At 69.9% G+C, this 15,735-nt stretch carries 7 protein-coding genes; 6 read left to right on the forward strand and 1 reads right to left on the reverse strand.

Features of this window, described 5'->3' with window-relative positions:
• Positions 1-59 precede the first annotated feature (59 nt).
• Positions 60-2,078: a DNA helicase RecQ gene (recQ, locus tag AS96_RS00220; protein ID WP_036284318.1), complete on the forward strand. Its 2,019-nt coding sequence runs from the start codon at positions 60-62 to the stop codon at positions 2,076-2,078.
• 106 nt (positions 2,079-2,184) lie between these two features.
• Here recQ and AS96_RS15560 read toward each other — a convergent pair whose 3' ends face one another.
• The gene (locus AS96_RS15560; protein ID WP_051498701.1) at positions 2,185-2,937 is read right to left on the reverse strand and encodes a TetR family transcriptional regulator C-terminal domain-containing protein; all 753 of its coding nucleotides are present in this window, start codon (positions 2,935-2,937) and stop codon (positions 2,185-2,187) included.
• A 162-nt stretch (positions 2,938-3,099) separates the two neighbouring features.
• Here AS96_RS15560 and AS96_RS00235 point away from each other — a divergent pair, with 162 nt between their 5' ends.
• The 5 genes from AS96_RS00235 to AS96_RS00255 all read left to right on the forward strand — a co-directional run bounded on the left by AS96_RS00235 (position 3,100) and on the right by AS96_RS00255 (position 15,704).
• The gene (locus tag AS96_RS00235; protein WP_036284324.1) at positions 3,100-5,205 is read left to right on the forward strand and encodes an acyl-CoA dehydrogenase family protein; all 2,106 of its coding nucleotides are present in this window, start codon (positions 3,100-3,102) and stop codon (positions 5,203-5,205) included.
• A gap of 198 nt (positions 5,206-5,403) precedes the next feature.
• On the forward strand, positions 5,404-6,444 hold the full coding sequence (locus tag AS96_RS00240) for an epimerase (protein ID WP_036284327.1): 1,041 nt from the start codon (positions 5,404-5,406) through the stop codon (positions 6,442-6,444).
• A 9-nt stretch (positions 6,445-6,453) separates the two neighbouring features.
• Complete coding sequence (locus AS96_RS00245) at positions 6,454-7,032, forward strand: DNA-3-methyladenine glycosylase I (RefSeq protein ID WP_036284330.1); 579 nt, start codon at positions 6,454-6,456, stop codon at positions 7,030-7,032.
• A gap of 60 nt (positions 7,033-7,092) precedes the next feature.
• Positions 7,093-9,459, forward strand: a complete 2,367-nt coding sequence (locus AS96_RS00250) for an ATP-binding cassette domain-containing protein (protein ID WP_036284333.1) — start codon at positions 7,093-7,095, stop codon at positions 9,457-9,459.
• Positions 9,460-9,599: 140 nt separating this feature from the next.
• Entirely contained in the window at positions 9,600-15,704 is a 6,105-nt protein-coding gene (locus tag AS96_RS00255) for an Ig-like domain-containing protein (protein WP_036284337.1), read from the forward strand.
• The last annotated feature ends 31 nt before the right edge of the window (positions 15,705-15,735 follow it).

A 15,735-nucleotide genomic window follows, 5' to 3' on the forward strand; every position in this document is an offset into this window, starting at 1 on the left:
TCGCGGGGCGGGTGGGGAGGACGGCGTCGAGTGTCGGATGCCGCGGCTAGCCTGGACGGGTGAGTGCAGCCACCGATCGGTACGACGACCCCTACGCGGACGTGCCGTGGGATGTGGATGAGCTGACTCCGCCCGACGACGCCGACGCCCCGCCGCCGGAGTACGACGGGTATGCCGGTGCGCTCGCTCGCGCGACACGGGACGCGGCACCTGCCGCCAACCCGGCCGTCACCGCACCCGCTCGCCCGGCCGCGCCGCGACCCGCTTCTGCGTCCGATCCGAGGGCGGTGCTGAAGGAGGTCTTCGGCTACGACGAGTTCCGCGGCGATCAGGCCGACATCGTGGCGCACGTCGTCGCGGGCGGCGACGCCGTCGTGCTCATGCCCACCGGCGGCGGCAAGTCGATCACGTATCAGGTGCCCGCGCTCGTTCGTCCCGGCACGGGGCTCGTGATCAGCCCGCTCATCGCACTGATGCACGACCAGGTCGACGCCCTGCGGGCCAACGGTGTGCGGGCGGCGTACCTGAACTCCACCCAGAATGCGGCCGAACGTGCCGGCGTCGAGCAGGACTTCCTCGACGGCGAGCTCGACCTGCTCTACGTCGCGCCCGAACGCCTCAGCGCTCCAGCGACGAGTGCCCTGCTGCAGCGGGGCACACTCAGTGTGATCGCCATCGACGAGGCGCACTGCGTCAGTCAGTGGGGTCACGACTTCCGTCCCGACTACCTCGCGCTCGGAGATCTGAGCGCACGCTTCCCCGGGGTGCCGCGCATGGCGCTCACGGCGACGGCCACGCGCGCGACCCATCAGGAGATCACCGAGCGGCTGCGCCTGCCCGACGCACGGCATTTCGTCGCGAGCTTCGACCGGCCCAACATCCAGTACCGCATCGAGCCGAAGGTCGATCCGCGCCGTCAGCTGCTGCAGTTCGTTCGCGCCCAGCCGGCCGGCTCTGCCGGGATCGTCTACGCCCTCAGCCGCAAGTCGGTGGAGCAGACGGCCGAGTATCTGCGCACGCAGGGCGTGGACGCTCTGCCGTATCACGCGGGGTTGGATGCCGCGGTGCGCGCCCACCACCAGCAGCGCTTCCTTCGCGAAGACGGCGTGGTGATGGTCGCCACGATCGCGTTCGGGATGGGCATCGACAAGCCGGACGTGCGCTTCGTCGCCCACATCGACCTGCCGAAGTCGGTCGAGGGCTACTACCAGGAGACGGGTCGCGCCGGCCGGGACGGCGACCCCGCCATCGCGTGGATGGCCTACGGGCTCGGCGACGTGGTGCAGCAGCGGCGTCTCATCGACCAATCGCCGGGGGAGCGGTCGTACAAGATGCGGCTCGGCCAGCACCTCGACGCGATGCTCGCGCTCTGCGAGACGGTGTCGTGCCGTCGGCAGAACCTCCTCGCCTACTTCGGGCAGAGCTCCGAGCCGTGCGGCAACTGCGACACCTGCCTCGACAGCCCCGACACCTGGGACGGGCTGGTTCCCGCGCAGAAGCTGCTGTCGACGATCGTGCGGCTGCAGCGCGAGCGCAATCAGGCGTTCGGCGCCGGGCACCTCGTCGACATCCTCCGCGGAGCATCGACCGAGCGCATCCGTCAGCAGGGCCACGACGCGCTCGCCACCTACGGGCTGGGAGCGGACCTCAGCGATCAGGACTGGCGCAGCGTCATCCGACAGCTGCTCGCCCGTGGCGTCATCGTCGCCCGTGGCGAGTACGGCGTGCTCGCGGTCGGCGACGAGGGCGCGGCGGTGCTGCGCGGGGAGAGCCCGGTGCCGCTGCGCCGCGACGTCCTCGGACGCGGCGGGGGTGCCCCGCGCGTGCGCAAGGCGGCGGCGTCGGATGCTGTGGCCGACGGTGACCGCGACCTCTTCGAAGCTCTTCGCGCCTGGCGCGCCGGGGTGGCGAAGGAGCAGGGCGTGCCCGCGTACATCGTCTTCGGCGATGCGACGCTGCGGGCGCTGGCCGAGCAGCGCCCGGCATCCATCGCGGCGCTCGACGGCATCACGGGCATCGGCGCGAAGAAGCGCGAGGCCTACGGCGAGGGCGTGCTCGCGGTCATCGCCGCGCACTGACGCGCGTGCGCGAGTTGCGGGCTCAGCGGGGTGCCCGTCCATGCAGCGACGACCGAATCCGATGCGAGCCGTAGTCCGCAGGCCACCCGCGGCCGACGGTGGCCGATCAGCGCCGGGGGAGGATGTCGTCGAGGTGGGCGGCGAGCTCTGCGGCCACGTCCACGCTCTCGCGGTCGTACAGCCACTGGTACTGCAAGCCGTCCCACAGTGCGACGAGCCGTATCGCCTCACGCGCGGGATCGCGGTGGGCCGGCAGGTCGCCGTCCTGCTGCGCCGCGCGGAGGACGGCGGTGAAATGGTCGATCGTGGCGGCGAAGCGCTGCGCGAAGTCCATGCGCCGGGGCAGGTAGAGCTGGAGCAGTTGCAGGCCGTCCCAGACGGCCGCGATGCGGATGGCCTCACCGTGACCGTCGCGGCGGGGATGCACGGCGCCGACGGTGCGGGCTTCGGACAGCTGGGCGACGAACACCTCGCGCAGCCGGCTGTAGCGCTCGCGCATCGCGGCGTGGGCGGGGTGTCCCCGGGTGGAGCCTTCGCCGACGAGCGCCGCATACACGTCTTCCTCGATCGTCCCGCGATCCTCACGGCCTTCGCCGCGCTCGGCGTCAGTCTCACCGCGAACTGGGGCGCCGGCACTGCCGCGCTGTTCGACGTGCTGTCGGGCCGGGCGCCGGTGCGCGGCAAGCTCCCGTTCGATCTGCCGCGGTCGATGGACGCGGTGAAGGCCTCGCGTCCCGACGTCCCGTTCGACACCGCCGACCCGCTCTTCCGCTTCGGTCACGGCCTCGAGCGCATCCGATGCGACGGCACCGGGCGCTCGTGCCCGTGCGGAGGCGCCGTGGCTTTCGCGGGGAGCCACGGTGGAACTCGGTCTCACAAAACGTGGGTGTGGGTCTCACACAGGGGAGGATGCCGCGGAGGCGCGCCGCTTTGTGGGCAGCGCGCAAGCGTTTTGCGAGCCGCCGTACGCGCTCCTACCGTCGAGCATGAGTTTTCCTGTCCGCTGTCGAAAGGTACGCCGATGACCGACGCCGCCGTCCGTCCGAAGAAGCCCGCCACGAACACGCGAACGCCCGCCGGCGGAGCCCCGACCGCGGCACACACCGCCGCAGAGGCCCACGAGCCGCGCATCCACGTCGACACGGTCACCGATCTGCTGCTGGGAACGTGGGCGCAGACCCGGCGCGAAGCCCGCGAGATGATCAAGGATCCGGCGCTCTGGAAGATCGAAGGGCTGACGGTCGCCGACCATCGCGAACGCGTGTTCGGCCAGCTGCAGATCCTCGTCGACAACAACGGGTCGCGGCGCGCGTTCCCGAAGAAGTACGGCGGCCTCGAGGACAACGGAGCCAACCTCGCCGGCTTCATGGAGCTCGTGCTCGCCGACCCGTCGCTGCAGATCAAGTCCGGCGTGCAGTGGGGCCTGTTCGGCTCCGCGATCTACCAGCTCGGCACCGAGAAGCACCACGAGGCGTGGCTGCGCGACGTGATCGAGCTGACGCTGCCGGGTGCGTTCGCGATGACCGAGATCGGGCACGGCTCCGACGTCGCCGCGATCGGCACGACCGCCACTTACGACCCGGAGACCGAGGAGTTCGTCATCAACACGCCGTTCCGCGGCGCGTGGAAGGACTACCTCGGCAACGCCGCCGTGCACGGTCGGGCCGCGACCGTGTTCGCTCAGCTGATCACCGGGGGCGTCAACTACGGCGTGCACTGCTTCTTCGTCCCCATCCGCGACGACGAGGGCAACATGCTGCCGGGCGTGCAGAGCGAGGACGACGGGGTCAAGGGCGGGCTCAACGGCATCGACAACGGACGGCTGGCGTTCGACCATGTTCGCGTCCCGAGATTCAACCTCCTGAACCGCTACGGCGATGTCGCCGCCGACGGCACCTACAGCTCCGACATCCCGAGCCCCGGACGCCGCTTCTTCACCATGCTCGGCGCGCTCGTACAGGGCCGGGTCTCGCTCGACGGCGCCGCGACGACCGCGACCGCGCTCGCGCTGCACATCGCGATCACCTACGCCGGTCAGCGTCGCCAGTTCGACTCGGGGTCGGGCAGCGACGAGGTGGTGCTGCTCGACTACGGAAAGCACCAGCGGCGCCTGCTGCCCCGACTGGCGCAGGTGTACGCGCAGTTCTTCGCGAACGACGAGCTGCTGCGTACGTTCGACGGCGTGTTCAGCGGACGCACCGACACCCCCGACGAGCGCGAGAACCTCGAGACCCTCGCCGCCGCGCTCAAGCCCCTGTCCACGTGGAACGCTCTCGACACCATCCAGGAATGCCGCGAGGCCTGCGGAGGCTCGGGCTTCATGGCCGACAACCGTCTCGTCGGGCTGCACCACGACCTCGACGTCTACGTCACCTTCGAGGGCGACAACAACGTCCTGCTCCAGCTGGTCGGCAAGCGCCTGCTCAACGACTTCGCGAAGCAGTTCAAGGGCGCGGATGCCGCGAAGCTCGCGTCCTTCGCCGCGAAGCAGACCGCCGGCAAGGTGTTCCACGGGGCGGGGCTGCGCCAGCTCGGTCAGGCCGTCACCGACTTCGGCTCCACCGCGCGCTCGGTCGAGCTCGGGCTGCGGGCCGAGCAGCAGCACGAGCTGCTCGCGGAGCGCGTGCGGCAGATGATCGAAGACATCGCCGGGCGGCTGCGCCCGGCATCCAAGGCATCGCCCGCCGAGGCGGCGGCGATCTTCAATGCCAATCAGGCCGAGCTGATCGAGGCGGCGCGGGCACACGGCGAGCTGCTGCAGTGGGAGGCGTTCAGCGACGGCATCGCCGGCATCTCCGATCCCGGCACGGCGCAGGTGCTGGGGTGGCTGCGCGATCTGTTCGGTCTGCACCTCATCGAGAAGCACCTCGCCTGGTATCTGATCAACGGCCGACTGTCGGCGCAGCGCGCGGCATCCGTCTCGAAGTACATCGACCGCCTGCTGCTGCGGCTGCGCCCCCACGCCCAGGACCTCGTCGACGCGTTCGCGTTCGAGCCGGAGCACGTGCGCGCACCCATCGCCTCCGGGGTCGAGCAGGAGCGCCAGCGCGAGGCGCGGGCGTACTACGCCGATCTCGCCGCTTCCGGCAAGGCCCCCGTCTCGGAGAAGTCGCTCAAGAAGAAGTAGCCGCGCGGCGGAGGCCGCCTGCCCCGCCGACTCCGCAGAATGTCACGAACTCCGCACGATTGCGCCCGCATCGTGCGGAGTTCGTGCATTTCTGCGGAGTCCGTCGGTGAAGCTGCGGCACGTCGCGGGAGACGGCCGTACCACTGGACGCGCTCATACCTCCGAGGGTAGCTTGTTTTGAACACGTTCAGAAAGGGGATGCCGGTGCACGAGCAGACACGGCGGCGCGTCGTCGTCGCCGGGGCGTCGGGCTTCATCGGGAGGGCCGTCGTCGAGTCGTTGCGCGCTCGTGGCGACGAGGTCACGGTCGTCGGTCGCACCGCCGGGGTGGCCTGGAACGACGCCGCTGCACTCGTCAGAGCCGTCGAGGGAGCCGAGGTCGTCGTGAACCTGGCGGGGAAGTCGGTCAACTGCCGCTACACCGACCGCAACCGTGACGAGATCCTGCGCTCACGCATCGAGACGACGCGCGCCCTGCGGGCGGCGATCGCCGCGGCGTCGTTGCCTCCGGCCGTGTGGCTGAACGCGTCCACCGCCACGATCTACCGGCACCGCACCGATGCCCCGCACACCGAGCATGCCGGTGAGCTCGGCACGGGATTCTCCGTCGACGTGGCGCGGGCGTGGGAGGAGGAGCTTTTCGCGGGAGAGCTTCCGCAGACGCGCCGTGTCGCGATGCGGATGGCGATCGTGCTGGGCGACGGCCCCGCCACCCGGATGCTGACGACGCTCGCCCGTCTCGGCCTCGGCGGATCTCAGCGCGACGGCTGGTGGCTGCAGCACCGCCGCTACCGCGGCATCGGGCCGCATCCGAGCGGCGACGGGCGCGCGCCGCACCACCGCACCCGCGGACGCCAGCGCTTCAGCTGGGTGCACATCGACGACGTCGTGGCCGCGATGCACTTTTTGATCGAGCGTGACGAGCTGGCCGGCGTCGTCAACGTCGTCGCGCCGCAGGCCTCCGACAACCGCACGCTCATGCGCACACTGCGGCGCATCGTCGGCGCTCCCTTCGGGGTGCCCGCCGTCCGCTGGATGCTGGAGCCGGCGATGTGGCTGCTGCGCACCGAGCCGGAGCTCGTGCTGAAGAGCCGCTGGGTCGTCCCCGAGCGGCTGACCGCGGCCGGGTTCGTCTTCGCGCACCGTGACCTGGAGGAGGCGCTGCGAGCGAGTCTCGCATCAGCCGCCCCGCGCGGCGCCCGCGCCGGCGTCGGCGGGGATGTCGGCGCCCGCGGTTAGCCTGACCGAGTGGATGATCTGCGCGAAGGCCCGGACGGCCTGCTCCGGTGCGGCTGGGTGGGCGACGACGCCGAGTACCGGCGCTACCACGATGAGGAGTGGGGTCGTCCCCTGCACGGCGACTGCGCCCTCTTCGAGAAGATGAGCCTCGAGGGCTTCCAGGCGGGGCTGTCGTGGATCACGATCCTGCGCAAGCGCCCCCGATTCCGCGAGGTGTTCGCAAACTTCCAGCCCGCCGTGGTCGCGGAGTTCGACGAGGACGATGTCGAGCGGCTGATGGCGGATGCCGGGATCGTGCGCAACCGCGCGAAGATCCTCGCGACCATCGGCAACGCCCGCCTGGTGCGGGAGATGGAGCCGGGTGCGCTCGACGATCTCATGTGGTCGTTTGCGCCGCCGGTGCGGGCCGAGGGCGAGCGTCCGGTCGCGTTCGCCGACGTGCCGGCCGTGACCGCGGCATCCGATGCGCTCTCGAAGGCGCTGCGTGCCGCCGGCTTCCGCTTCGTGGGATCGACGACGATGTACGCACTCATGCAGTCGGCCGGGATGGTCGACGATCACCTCGCGGGGTGTCATCGCGCGGTGTGAACGCGCGAGCGGGTCGACGCGGGACTGGGCGACGTCGCACCCTCGCGGCAGACTGTCGCCATGACACCGGCATCCGAACACGTCGCCGACTCCCACGGCCTCATCCGCGTCGTGGGCGCACGCGAGAACAACCTGCAGGGCGTCGACGTGGAGATCCCGAAGCATCGGCTCACGGTCTTCACCGGCGTCAGCGGCTCGGGCAAGTCGAGTCTCGTCTTCGGGACCATCGCGGCCGAGTCGCAGCGGCTGATCAACGAGACCTATCCGACGTTCGTGCAGCAGTTCATGGGCCAGGTGAACCGTCCCGAGGTCGACGCGCTCGAGAACATCAGTCCGGCGATCGTCGTCGACCAGGAGCGCATGGGCGCGAACGCACGCTCGACCGTCGGGACGGCGACCGATGTCCACGCGATGCTGCGGGTGCTGTACAGCCGCATCGGCCATCCGCACATCGGTTCGCCGCAGGCGTTCTCCTTCAACGTGCCATCCGCGTCCGGATCGGGATCCCTCACGGTCGCGGCGGGCGCGTCCACGACGCAGCACCGCCGATTCGAGATCACGGGCGGGATGTGCCCGGCGTGCGAGGGCCTGGGGCAGGCGAGCGAGATCGACATCGACGAGGTGCTCGACCGCTCGCTGTCTCTGCGCGACGGAGCCATTCGCGTGCCCGGCTACACGCCCGACGGTTGGATGGTGAAGGGGTACAGCGAGTCCGGTTTCTTCCCGCCCGACGAGCCCATCGCGCAGTTCACCGCGACGCAGCTGAACGACCTGCTCTACAAGGAGCAGACGAAGGTCAAGGTCGCCGGCATCAACATGACCTACGAAGGACTCACCCTCAAGATCACGAAGTCGATCCTGCAGAAGGATCGTGACAGTCTCCAGCCGCACGTGCGCAGTTTCGTCGACCGCGCGGTGAAGTTCATGCCGTGCACCGCCTGCGGCGGTACGCGCCTCAATGACGGAGCCCGGTCGTCGACCATCGCCGGGGTCAGCATCGCGGACGCGGCGGCCATGCAGATCACCGAGCTCGCGGAGTGGGTCGCCTCCATCACCGATGCCTCGGTGGCCCCGCTCGTCGCGGGCCTGCGTCAGACGCTCGACTCCTTCGTCGCGATCGGCCTCGGCTACCTGTCGCTGGATCGCGCCAGCGGCACACTGTCGGGAGGCGAGGCCCAGCGGACCAAGATGATCCGCCACCTCGGCTCGAGTCTCACCGATGTCACGTACGTCTTCGACGAACCCACCACGGGCCTGCACCCGCACGACATCCAGCGGATGAACGACCTGCTCCTGCTCCTGCGTGACAAGGGCAACACGGTTCTCGTCGTCGAGCACAAGCCCGAGGTCGTCGCCATCGCCGACCACGTCGTCGACCTCGGACCCGGTGCGGGCCGCGCCGGTGGACGCATCGTGTACGAGGGCGACGTCGCGGGGCTTCGTGCCTCGGGAACGCTCACTGGCACCCACCTCGATCACCGTGCGCGACTCAAGACTGCGACGCGTACGGCGCGCGGCGCACTGCAGATCCGCGGCGCCAGTCTGCACAACCTGCGTTCCGTGGACGTCGACGTGCCCCTCGGCATCCTCACCGTCGTCACGGGAGTCGCGGGATCGGGCAAGTCGTCGCTCATCCACGGCAGCCTGCCGGCGTTCGACGTCGTCGTCGTCGTCGACCAGACGGCCATCAAAGGCTCGCGCCGTTCGAATCCGGCGACCTACACCGGTGTGCTGGATGCGATCCGCAACGCGTTCGCGAAGGCGAACGGCGTCAAGCCCGGATTGTTCAGCGCCAATTCCGAAGGCGCCTGCGCCGCGTGTCGAGGCCTCGGTGTCATCATCACCAATCTCGGGTTCACACAGAGTGTCGAGACCCGCTGCGAGCTGTGCGGCGGCAGCGGGTTCAGCGACACCGTCCTCGAGTACCGGTGGCAGGGCAAGACGATCGCGGAGGTGCTGGCGATGTCGGCCGACGAGGCTGCCCCCTTCGTCGGCACGGGGCCGGCCCACGCGGTCCTGCGGCGGATGATCGACGTCGGGCTGGGCTACACGACGCTGGGCCAGTCGCTCTCCTCGCTGTCAGGCGGTGAGCGGCAGCGTCTGAAGCTCGCGATCGCGATGGCCAAGCCCGGCGCCGTGTACGTTCTCGACGAGCCGACGACCGGCCTGCACCTCGCCGACGTCGACAACCTGCTCGCGTTGCTGGATCGTCTCGTGGATGCCGGCAACTCGGTGATCGCGATCGAGCACCACCAGGCGGTCATGGCGCACGCCGATTGGATCATCGACGTCGGTCCGGGCGCCGGTCGCGAGGGTGGTCGAGTCGTGTTCGCGGGAACACCTGAGGACCTGATCGCCACGGGTGAGACGCTCACGGCTCGTCATCTGGCTACCTACGTCGGAGCAGGACGATCCAATAGTGGGTAGTTCTCCCCATGCGCAAGGCCACGCAGCCGTTGATTTCGTGACGTAGCCTATCCGGGTCTGCACGACGTGTGCGCCTGCTTCAGCAACAGGTCCCGACGCCACGCAAATGAATACGAGCCCGGAGGGGAGCCGAGCCCACAATGAAGTCCTTTGCGTGGCTTCGCGCGCGCCCGCGTACGCTGATTTCTACCGCCGCGGTCACCGCGGCCGCCCTCGTGGTCGGCTTCTTCGCGGTGTCGTACGAGGGTAAGCCGACGACCGAGGTCGACCTCAACGACGGCGGCGTGTGGGTCACGAAGCAGTCCAGCCTACTGATCGGCCACTTCAACCACTCCTCGCGCGTGCTCGATGGCGGACTGCGCGCCGGCACCTCCGACTACGACATCCTGCAGAGCGGCACCCGTGTGCTCGTCGTCGACTCGACCGCATCGTCGATCGCGGCCGTCGATCCCGCTCGCGTGATCATGTCCGACTCGGCCGAACTCAAGCCCGGGTCCACCGTCGCGATGGGCGCCGACACCGTCGCGGTCATCGAGCCCACCGGTTCACTCTGGACGAGCCCGTTCACGGCGATCAGCGGCATCGGGGCCCAGGGCGCCGAGCCCGTCGCCGACGAGGGCAAGAACGCGAAGATCGCCGTCGGCGTCGATGGCACGGTCTACGCCGCCTCCGCGTCGGAGGCCACCGTCCGTTCGTACGGCCAGGGCGACGACGGCACCACCGTGCAGAAGTCGTCGCGCGATCTTCCCGGAGTGACGGCCGACCACACCCTGTCGATCACCGTCGTCGGCACCACGCCGTACGTGCTCGACCACGACACCAACACGCTCTACGGCGGCGACGGGCTGCGCGTGCAGGTGCCGGGCGACGCCGTGCTGCAGCAGCCCTCGGGCACGGCCGACGCCGTGACCCTCGCGACGCCGACGTCGCTGGTGCGCATTCCCACGGGTGGCGGCGATCCCCAGACGATCGAGGCCGGCGGCTCGAAAGGCACCCCCGCCGAGCCGGTGTACGTCGCCGGCTGCGCCTACGGCGCCTGGTCGGGCAGCGGGCGCTTCGTGCGCGACTGCCCCGGCGACGCCGACGACGCCGCACGGGACGTTCCCGGCGTCGAGTCGACGAGCGTGCTGCACTTCCGGGTCAACCGCGACGTCGTCGTCCTCAACGATGTCTTCGGCGGTGCCGCGTGGATGGCCTCGGACTCGATGCAGCGCGTCGACAACTGGCAGGACATCACGCCGCCCGAGGGCGACGGCGACGACGAGGAGAAGACGACCGAGGAGACGGTGCAGACCACGCTCCCCGAGCGGACCGACCAGAACACGCCACCGATCGCGCAGGACGACCAGTACGGCGTGCGACCCGGCCGCACGACGGTGCTGCCGGTGCTCGATAACGACACGGATGCCGACGGCGACGTGCTCGTCGCCGCACCCGCCTCGACGCCCGCGTTCGGCAGCGTCGAGCCCATCAACAACGGGGCCGCTCTGCAGTTCACCGCTCCCGACGGGGCGACCGGCTCGACGAGCTTCCGCTACACCGTGGAAGACGGCCGTGGCGGCGAAGCCACCGCGACCGTCACGGTGACGGTGCACCCGTTCGATGTGAATGCGGCTCCCGTTCAGAAGCGCACCACGCCCATCACCGTGGAGTCCGGCGGCACGGCCTCGTACAACGTGCTGTCGGACTGGATCGACCCCGACGGCGATGACATCTTCCTCAAGGATGTCGCCGCGGACGGAGGCGACGAGGCGGACTTCACGCCCGATGGGCAGATCACGTACCGGGCGATCGGCGGCGTCCAGGGCCGCAAGGACGTACCGATCGTCGTGTCGGACGGCACGGCCGACGGCCCCGGCATCGCGCGCTACGACATCCGTCCGCTCGGCACGACGGTTCCGGTCACCAACTCCGACCACGTCGTCACGCAGGTCGGGCGCACCGTGACGGTCTCCCCGCTCACGAACGACACGAGTTCGGGCAGCGAACCGCTACGACTGACCCGCGTCGACGAGGTTCCGGGCGCGACGATCGTTCCGGACTTCGCGAACAAGACCTTCACGTTCACGGCGTCGAGCCCCGGAACGTACTACCCGCAGTACCTGGTGTCTGCCGGCCCCAACTCGGTGCCGGGTCTCGTCCGCATCGATGTGCTCCCGGCATCCAACGAGGACCTGCCGCCCGTCGCCGTGCGCGACGTCGCTCTGCTGCCTGTCGGTGGCGACGTGCTCGTCAACGTGCTCTCCAACGACACCGACCCCGCCGGCGGCATTCTCGTGGTGCAGTCGGTCAGCGCCGTCCCCGGCTCCGGTGTCGCAGCCGCGGTGCTGGGCCACGAGACCGTGCGCATCAGCGACGTCGGGTCGTTGAGCACGCAGGTGCGCGTCGGCTACACGATCTCCAACGGTGCGCGCACAGCCGAGGGCGAGATCGTCGTCATCCCGGTGCCGCCGCCCGCGAAGCTGCGTCCTCCGGTCGCCAACGACGACCAGGCCGTCGTGCGCGTCGGTGACACGGTCACCATTCCGGTGCTTGCGAACGACTATCACCCCAACGGCGACACGATGCACGTCGCCCCCGACCTCGTGCCTCCTCTGGTCGACCCCGCCGACGGCGAGGCGTTCGTCTCCGAGGACAAGGTCCGCTTCCGCGCCGGCAGCACCCCCAAGACCGTCTACGTCACGTACGAGGCTGTCGACTCGACCGGTCAGCGCGACGCAGGGTACGTCACGATCCAGATCCTGCCGCGCAATGACGAGGCCAACTCCGCGCCGAAGCCGCGCGATCTCACCGCGCGCACGCTGAGCGGTTCGACCGTCACGATCCCCGTGCCGCTGGACGGCATCGACCAGGACGGTGACTCGGTCGAGCTGGTCGGCATCGCCGACGCGCCGAAGAAGGGGCGCATCGTCGAGACCGGCGCGAACTCGTTCACCTACGAGGCATTCGGCGACTCCGCGGGCGTCGACCGGTTCTCCTACCGGGTGCGCGACAGCCTCGGCAAGGACGCCACGGCCACCGTGCAGGTCGGAATCGCACCCGCGGCATCCGTGAACCAGGCGCCTTACGCGGTGCGCGACACGGTGACGATCCGCCCGGGACGCGAGGTCGCGGTGCCGGTCCTCGCCAACGACTCCGACCCCGACGGCGACGAGTTCGGCTTCGCCCCGGACGACCCGGTGACGCTGCCGCCAAACGTCCCCGGCCTGAAGGCGCGCGTCAGCGGGAAGTATCTGCTCATCACGGCTCCGAACGAGCAGATGAACACGTCGCTGCAGTACGCGATCACCGACTCGCGCGGCGCGCGGGCCTCGACCAGCGTGCAGATCACCGTCGACCCGAACGTTCCGCTCGAGCGTCCCATCGCCCGCGACGACCGCGTGCGCGCCGAAGACGTCAAGGACGGCACTACGGCCGATGTGGCGGTGCTCGAGAACGACGACGATCCCGACGGCACGAAGAGCGATCTCACGGTGACCCTCGGTGCGGGCGGGGAGAACGCGCGCGTGGGCGCAGACGGCACCGTCCGTGTGCAGGTCACCGACCAGCGTCAGCTCATCACCTATACGGTCACCGACCCCGACGGCCTCACCGACTCCGCCTTCATCCGCGTGCCGGCGCTGTCGGAGCTGCCGCCGAGCCTCATCTCCACCAAGCCGGTCGAGGTCAAGAGCGGCGAGACGATCTCGCTTCCGCTCTCGCAGTACGTCCGCGCGGCCGGAGGCAAGAGCGTCGTGATCACCGAGGCCGCCAAGGTGTCGGCGGTGCACGCGAACGGCGCGAGCCTCATCAAGGACCAGCAGACTCTCGTCTACACGTCGGCCGACCGCTACTTCGGCTCCGACGCACTGACCTTCGAGGTCACCGACGGCGACGGCCCCGACGATCCGACCGGTCGGAAGGCCACGCTGACGATCCCGATCACGGTGCTGCCGCCCGACAACCAGTCGCCGACGATGCTCGGTGCCTCCATGAACGTCGCGCCCGGTGAGGACGCGGCCGTGCTCGACCTCGCGGCGCTCGCGACGGATCCCGATCCCGGCGATCAGGGCAAGCTGAAGTTCGCCGTCAAGGGCTCCACGCCCGACGGACTCACCGCCTCGGTCGACGGCACGCAGCTGAAGGTGTCGGCCGCGGCATCCACGAAGAAGGGGACGCGCGCCGACCTGACGGTCACCGCCGACGACGGCACCACGACGCCGGCGGACGCGACGATCTCGATCACCGTCACCGCGTCGACGCGGCCGCTGGCCAGCGCCAACGACGACGTCATCGCCGAGTCGGCCCAGGGCTCGACCGAGTCGGTGCCCGTGCTCGCCAACGACGTCAACCCGTTCCCCGACACCCCGCTCAAGATCGAGAGCGCGGTGCTGGAGACCGGGCAGGCCCAGGTGGCCGTCAAGGGCGACCGGGTGGAGGTCACCAGCGACAAGGCGTTCGTCGGCACCGTCATCGCGCGCTACCGCGTGATGGACGCGACCGGAGACCCCGACCGCGCCGTCGAGGGACGCATCCGCATCACGGTGCAGGGAAAGCCGGATGCCCCGGGTCGCCCCGTCGTCTCCAGCATCCAGAGCCGCACGGTCGTGCTCTCGTGGACCCCGCCGACCGACAACGGGTCGCCGATCACCGGGTACACCGTCACGTCGACGGCGAACAACTACCTGAAGCAGTGCGCGTCGACCACGTGCACCCTGGACGGGCTGACCAACAACGTCGAATACAACTTCGTGGTCACCGCCAGCAACAAGGTCGGCACGTCCGACCCGTCGCTGCCGTCGGAGACCGCGCGCCCCGACGTGCGCCCCGACACCCCCGCGCCGCCGACGCTGCAGTTCGGCGACCGCAGCCTCACCGTGTCGTGGGTGCCGCCCCGCTCGGAGGGCTCGCCGGTCACGTCGTACACGCTGGAGATCTCGCCGGCGCCGCCGTCGGGCATCGTGCAGAAGACGGGCGTCACCGGAACCTCGATCGTCTGGGATGGCCTCGAGAACGGGGCGTCGTACCAGGTGCGCGTGCGCGCCCACAACAAGGCGCCGGATCCGAGCGAGTTCAGCCCCTGGTCGGCGTCGATGGTGCCGGCCGGAAAGCCGGACGCGCCCGCCGCGCCCACCACGACGCTCCTGTCGCCGGTGGGCTCGCAAGCCCAGATCCAGGTCGACTGGAAGGCGCCCGCCAACAACGGCGACGCGATCTCCGGGTACGAGCTGCGCGTCCTGCGCGGCGGTTCCGTGGTGAACACCATCCCGGTCTCGGGCAGCCAGACGAGCCAGGCCGTCAAGGTCGACACCTCGACGACGGACTACACGTTCGACGTCCGCGCTCAGAACAAGGCCGGCTGGGGCGACCGCAGCCCGCAGTCCGCCCCGCGCCGCGGTGTCACCGCTCCGGCGGCGCCGACGGGGGTCGCCGCCACCGAGGGCAACAACGCGGTGGGTGTGACGTGGCAGGCCGGTTCCGGCAACGGCGCGAACGCGAACGAGATCCAGTATCAGTACTCCGTGAACGGCGGCGGCTGGCGCGGCGACTGGGTCGGTGGCGGCACCAACGGCGCCGGCACGATCGGCAACGGCCAGGTCAACAACAACGGCACGTACACGATCCGCGTGCGCGCCGTCTCGACCGTCGACGGCAGCACCTACGCCAGTGGGGCCTCCAACGACTCGAACGCCGTGTCGCCCTACGGGCCGATCGGCAACCCGTCAGCGAACGCCTCGGCATCCGGGACGAACATCACGTACTCGTGGTCGTCGCCGTCCCGCAACGGGCGCGACATCGCCACCGAGGTGTACATCGACGGAGGCCTCGTCAGCCGCGACGCGAGCGGCTCCATCACGCGCGGCTACGGCTACAGCGAGACGCACAGCATCGAGGTGCGCACGAGCGCGGCCGGTCAGACGACGACCGCGTCCGACTCGGCACGCACGGTCGATGCCCCGCCGCCCCCGCAGCCGCGGGTGTGGGTCAGTCGTGGCGACTACGTCCCGGGCGGCGGATGCGTCAACGGTTGCTACAAGTACGTGGTGAACACGCAGAACTTCCCCGCCGGCCGGTACAGCATCCAGTGTTGGCACGACACCGGTGGCCCTACGCAGTTTGGCGGCACGTTCGCCTTCAACCTGCCGGCGAACGGCTCCGTCCAGCTCGAGTGCTGGAAGGGCGCCGACGGCAACAACGCGTGGGTCGACATCCTCGGATGGGGCGGGTCGGTCGACACCGAGAAGACATGGTGGCCACGGGGTTGACCCGGCCGCATCGATCAACGACGACAAGGAA

Origin of the sequence: Microbacterium sp. MRS-1, assembly GCF_000585455.1 — a bacterium.
GTDB lineage: Bacteria > Actinomycetota > Actinomycetes > Actinomycetales > Microbacteriaceae > Microbacterium > Microbacterium laevaniformans.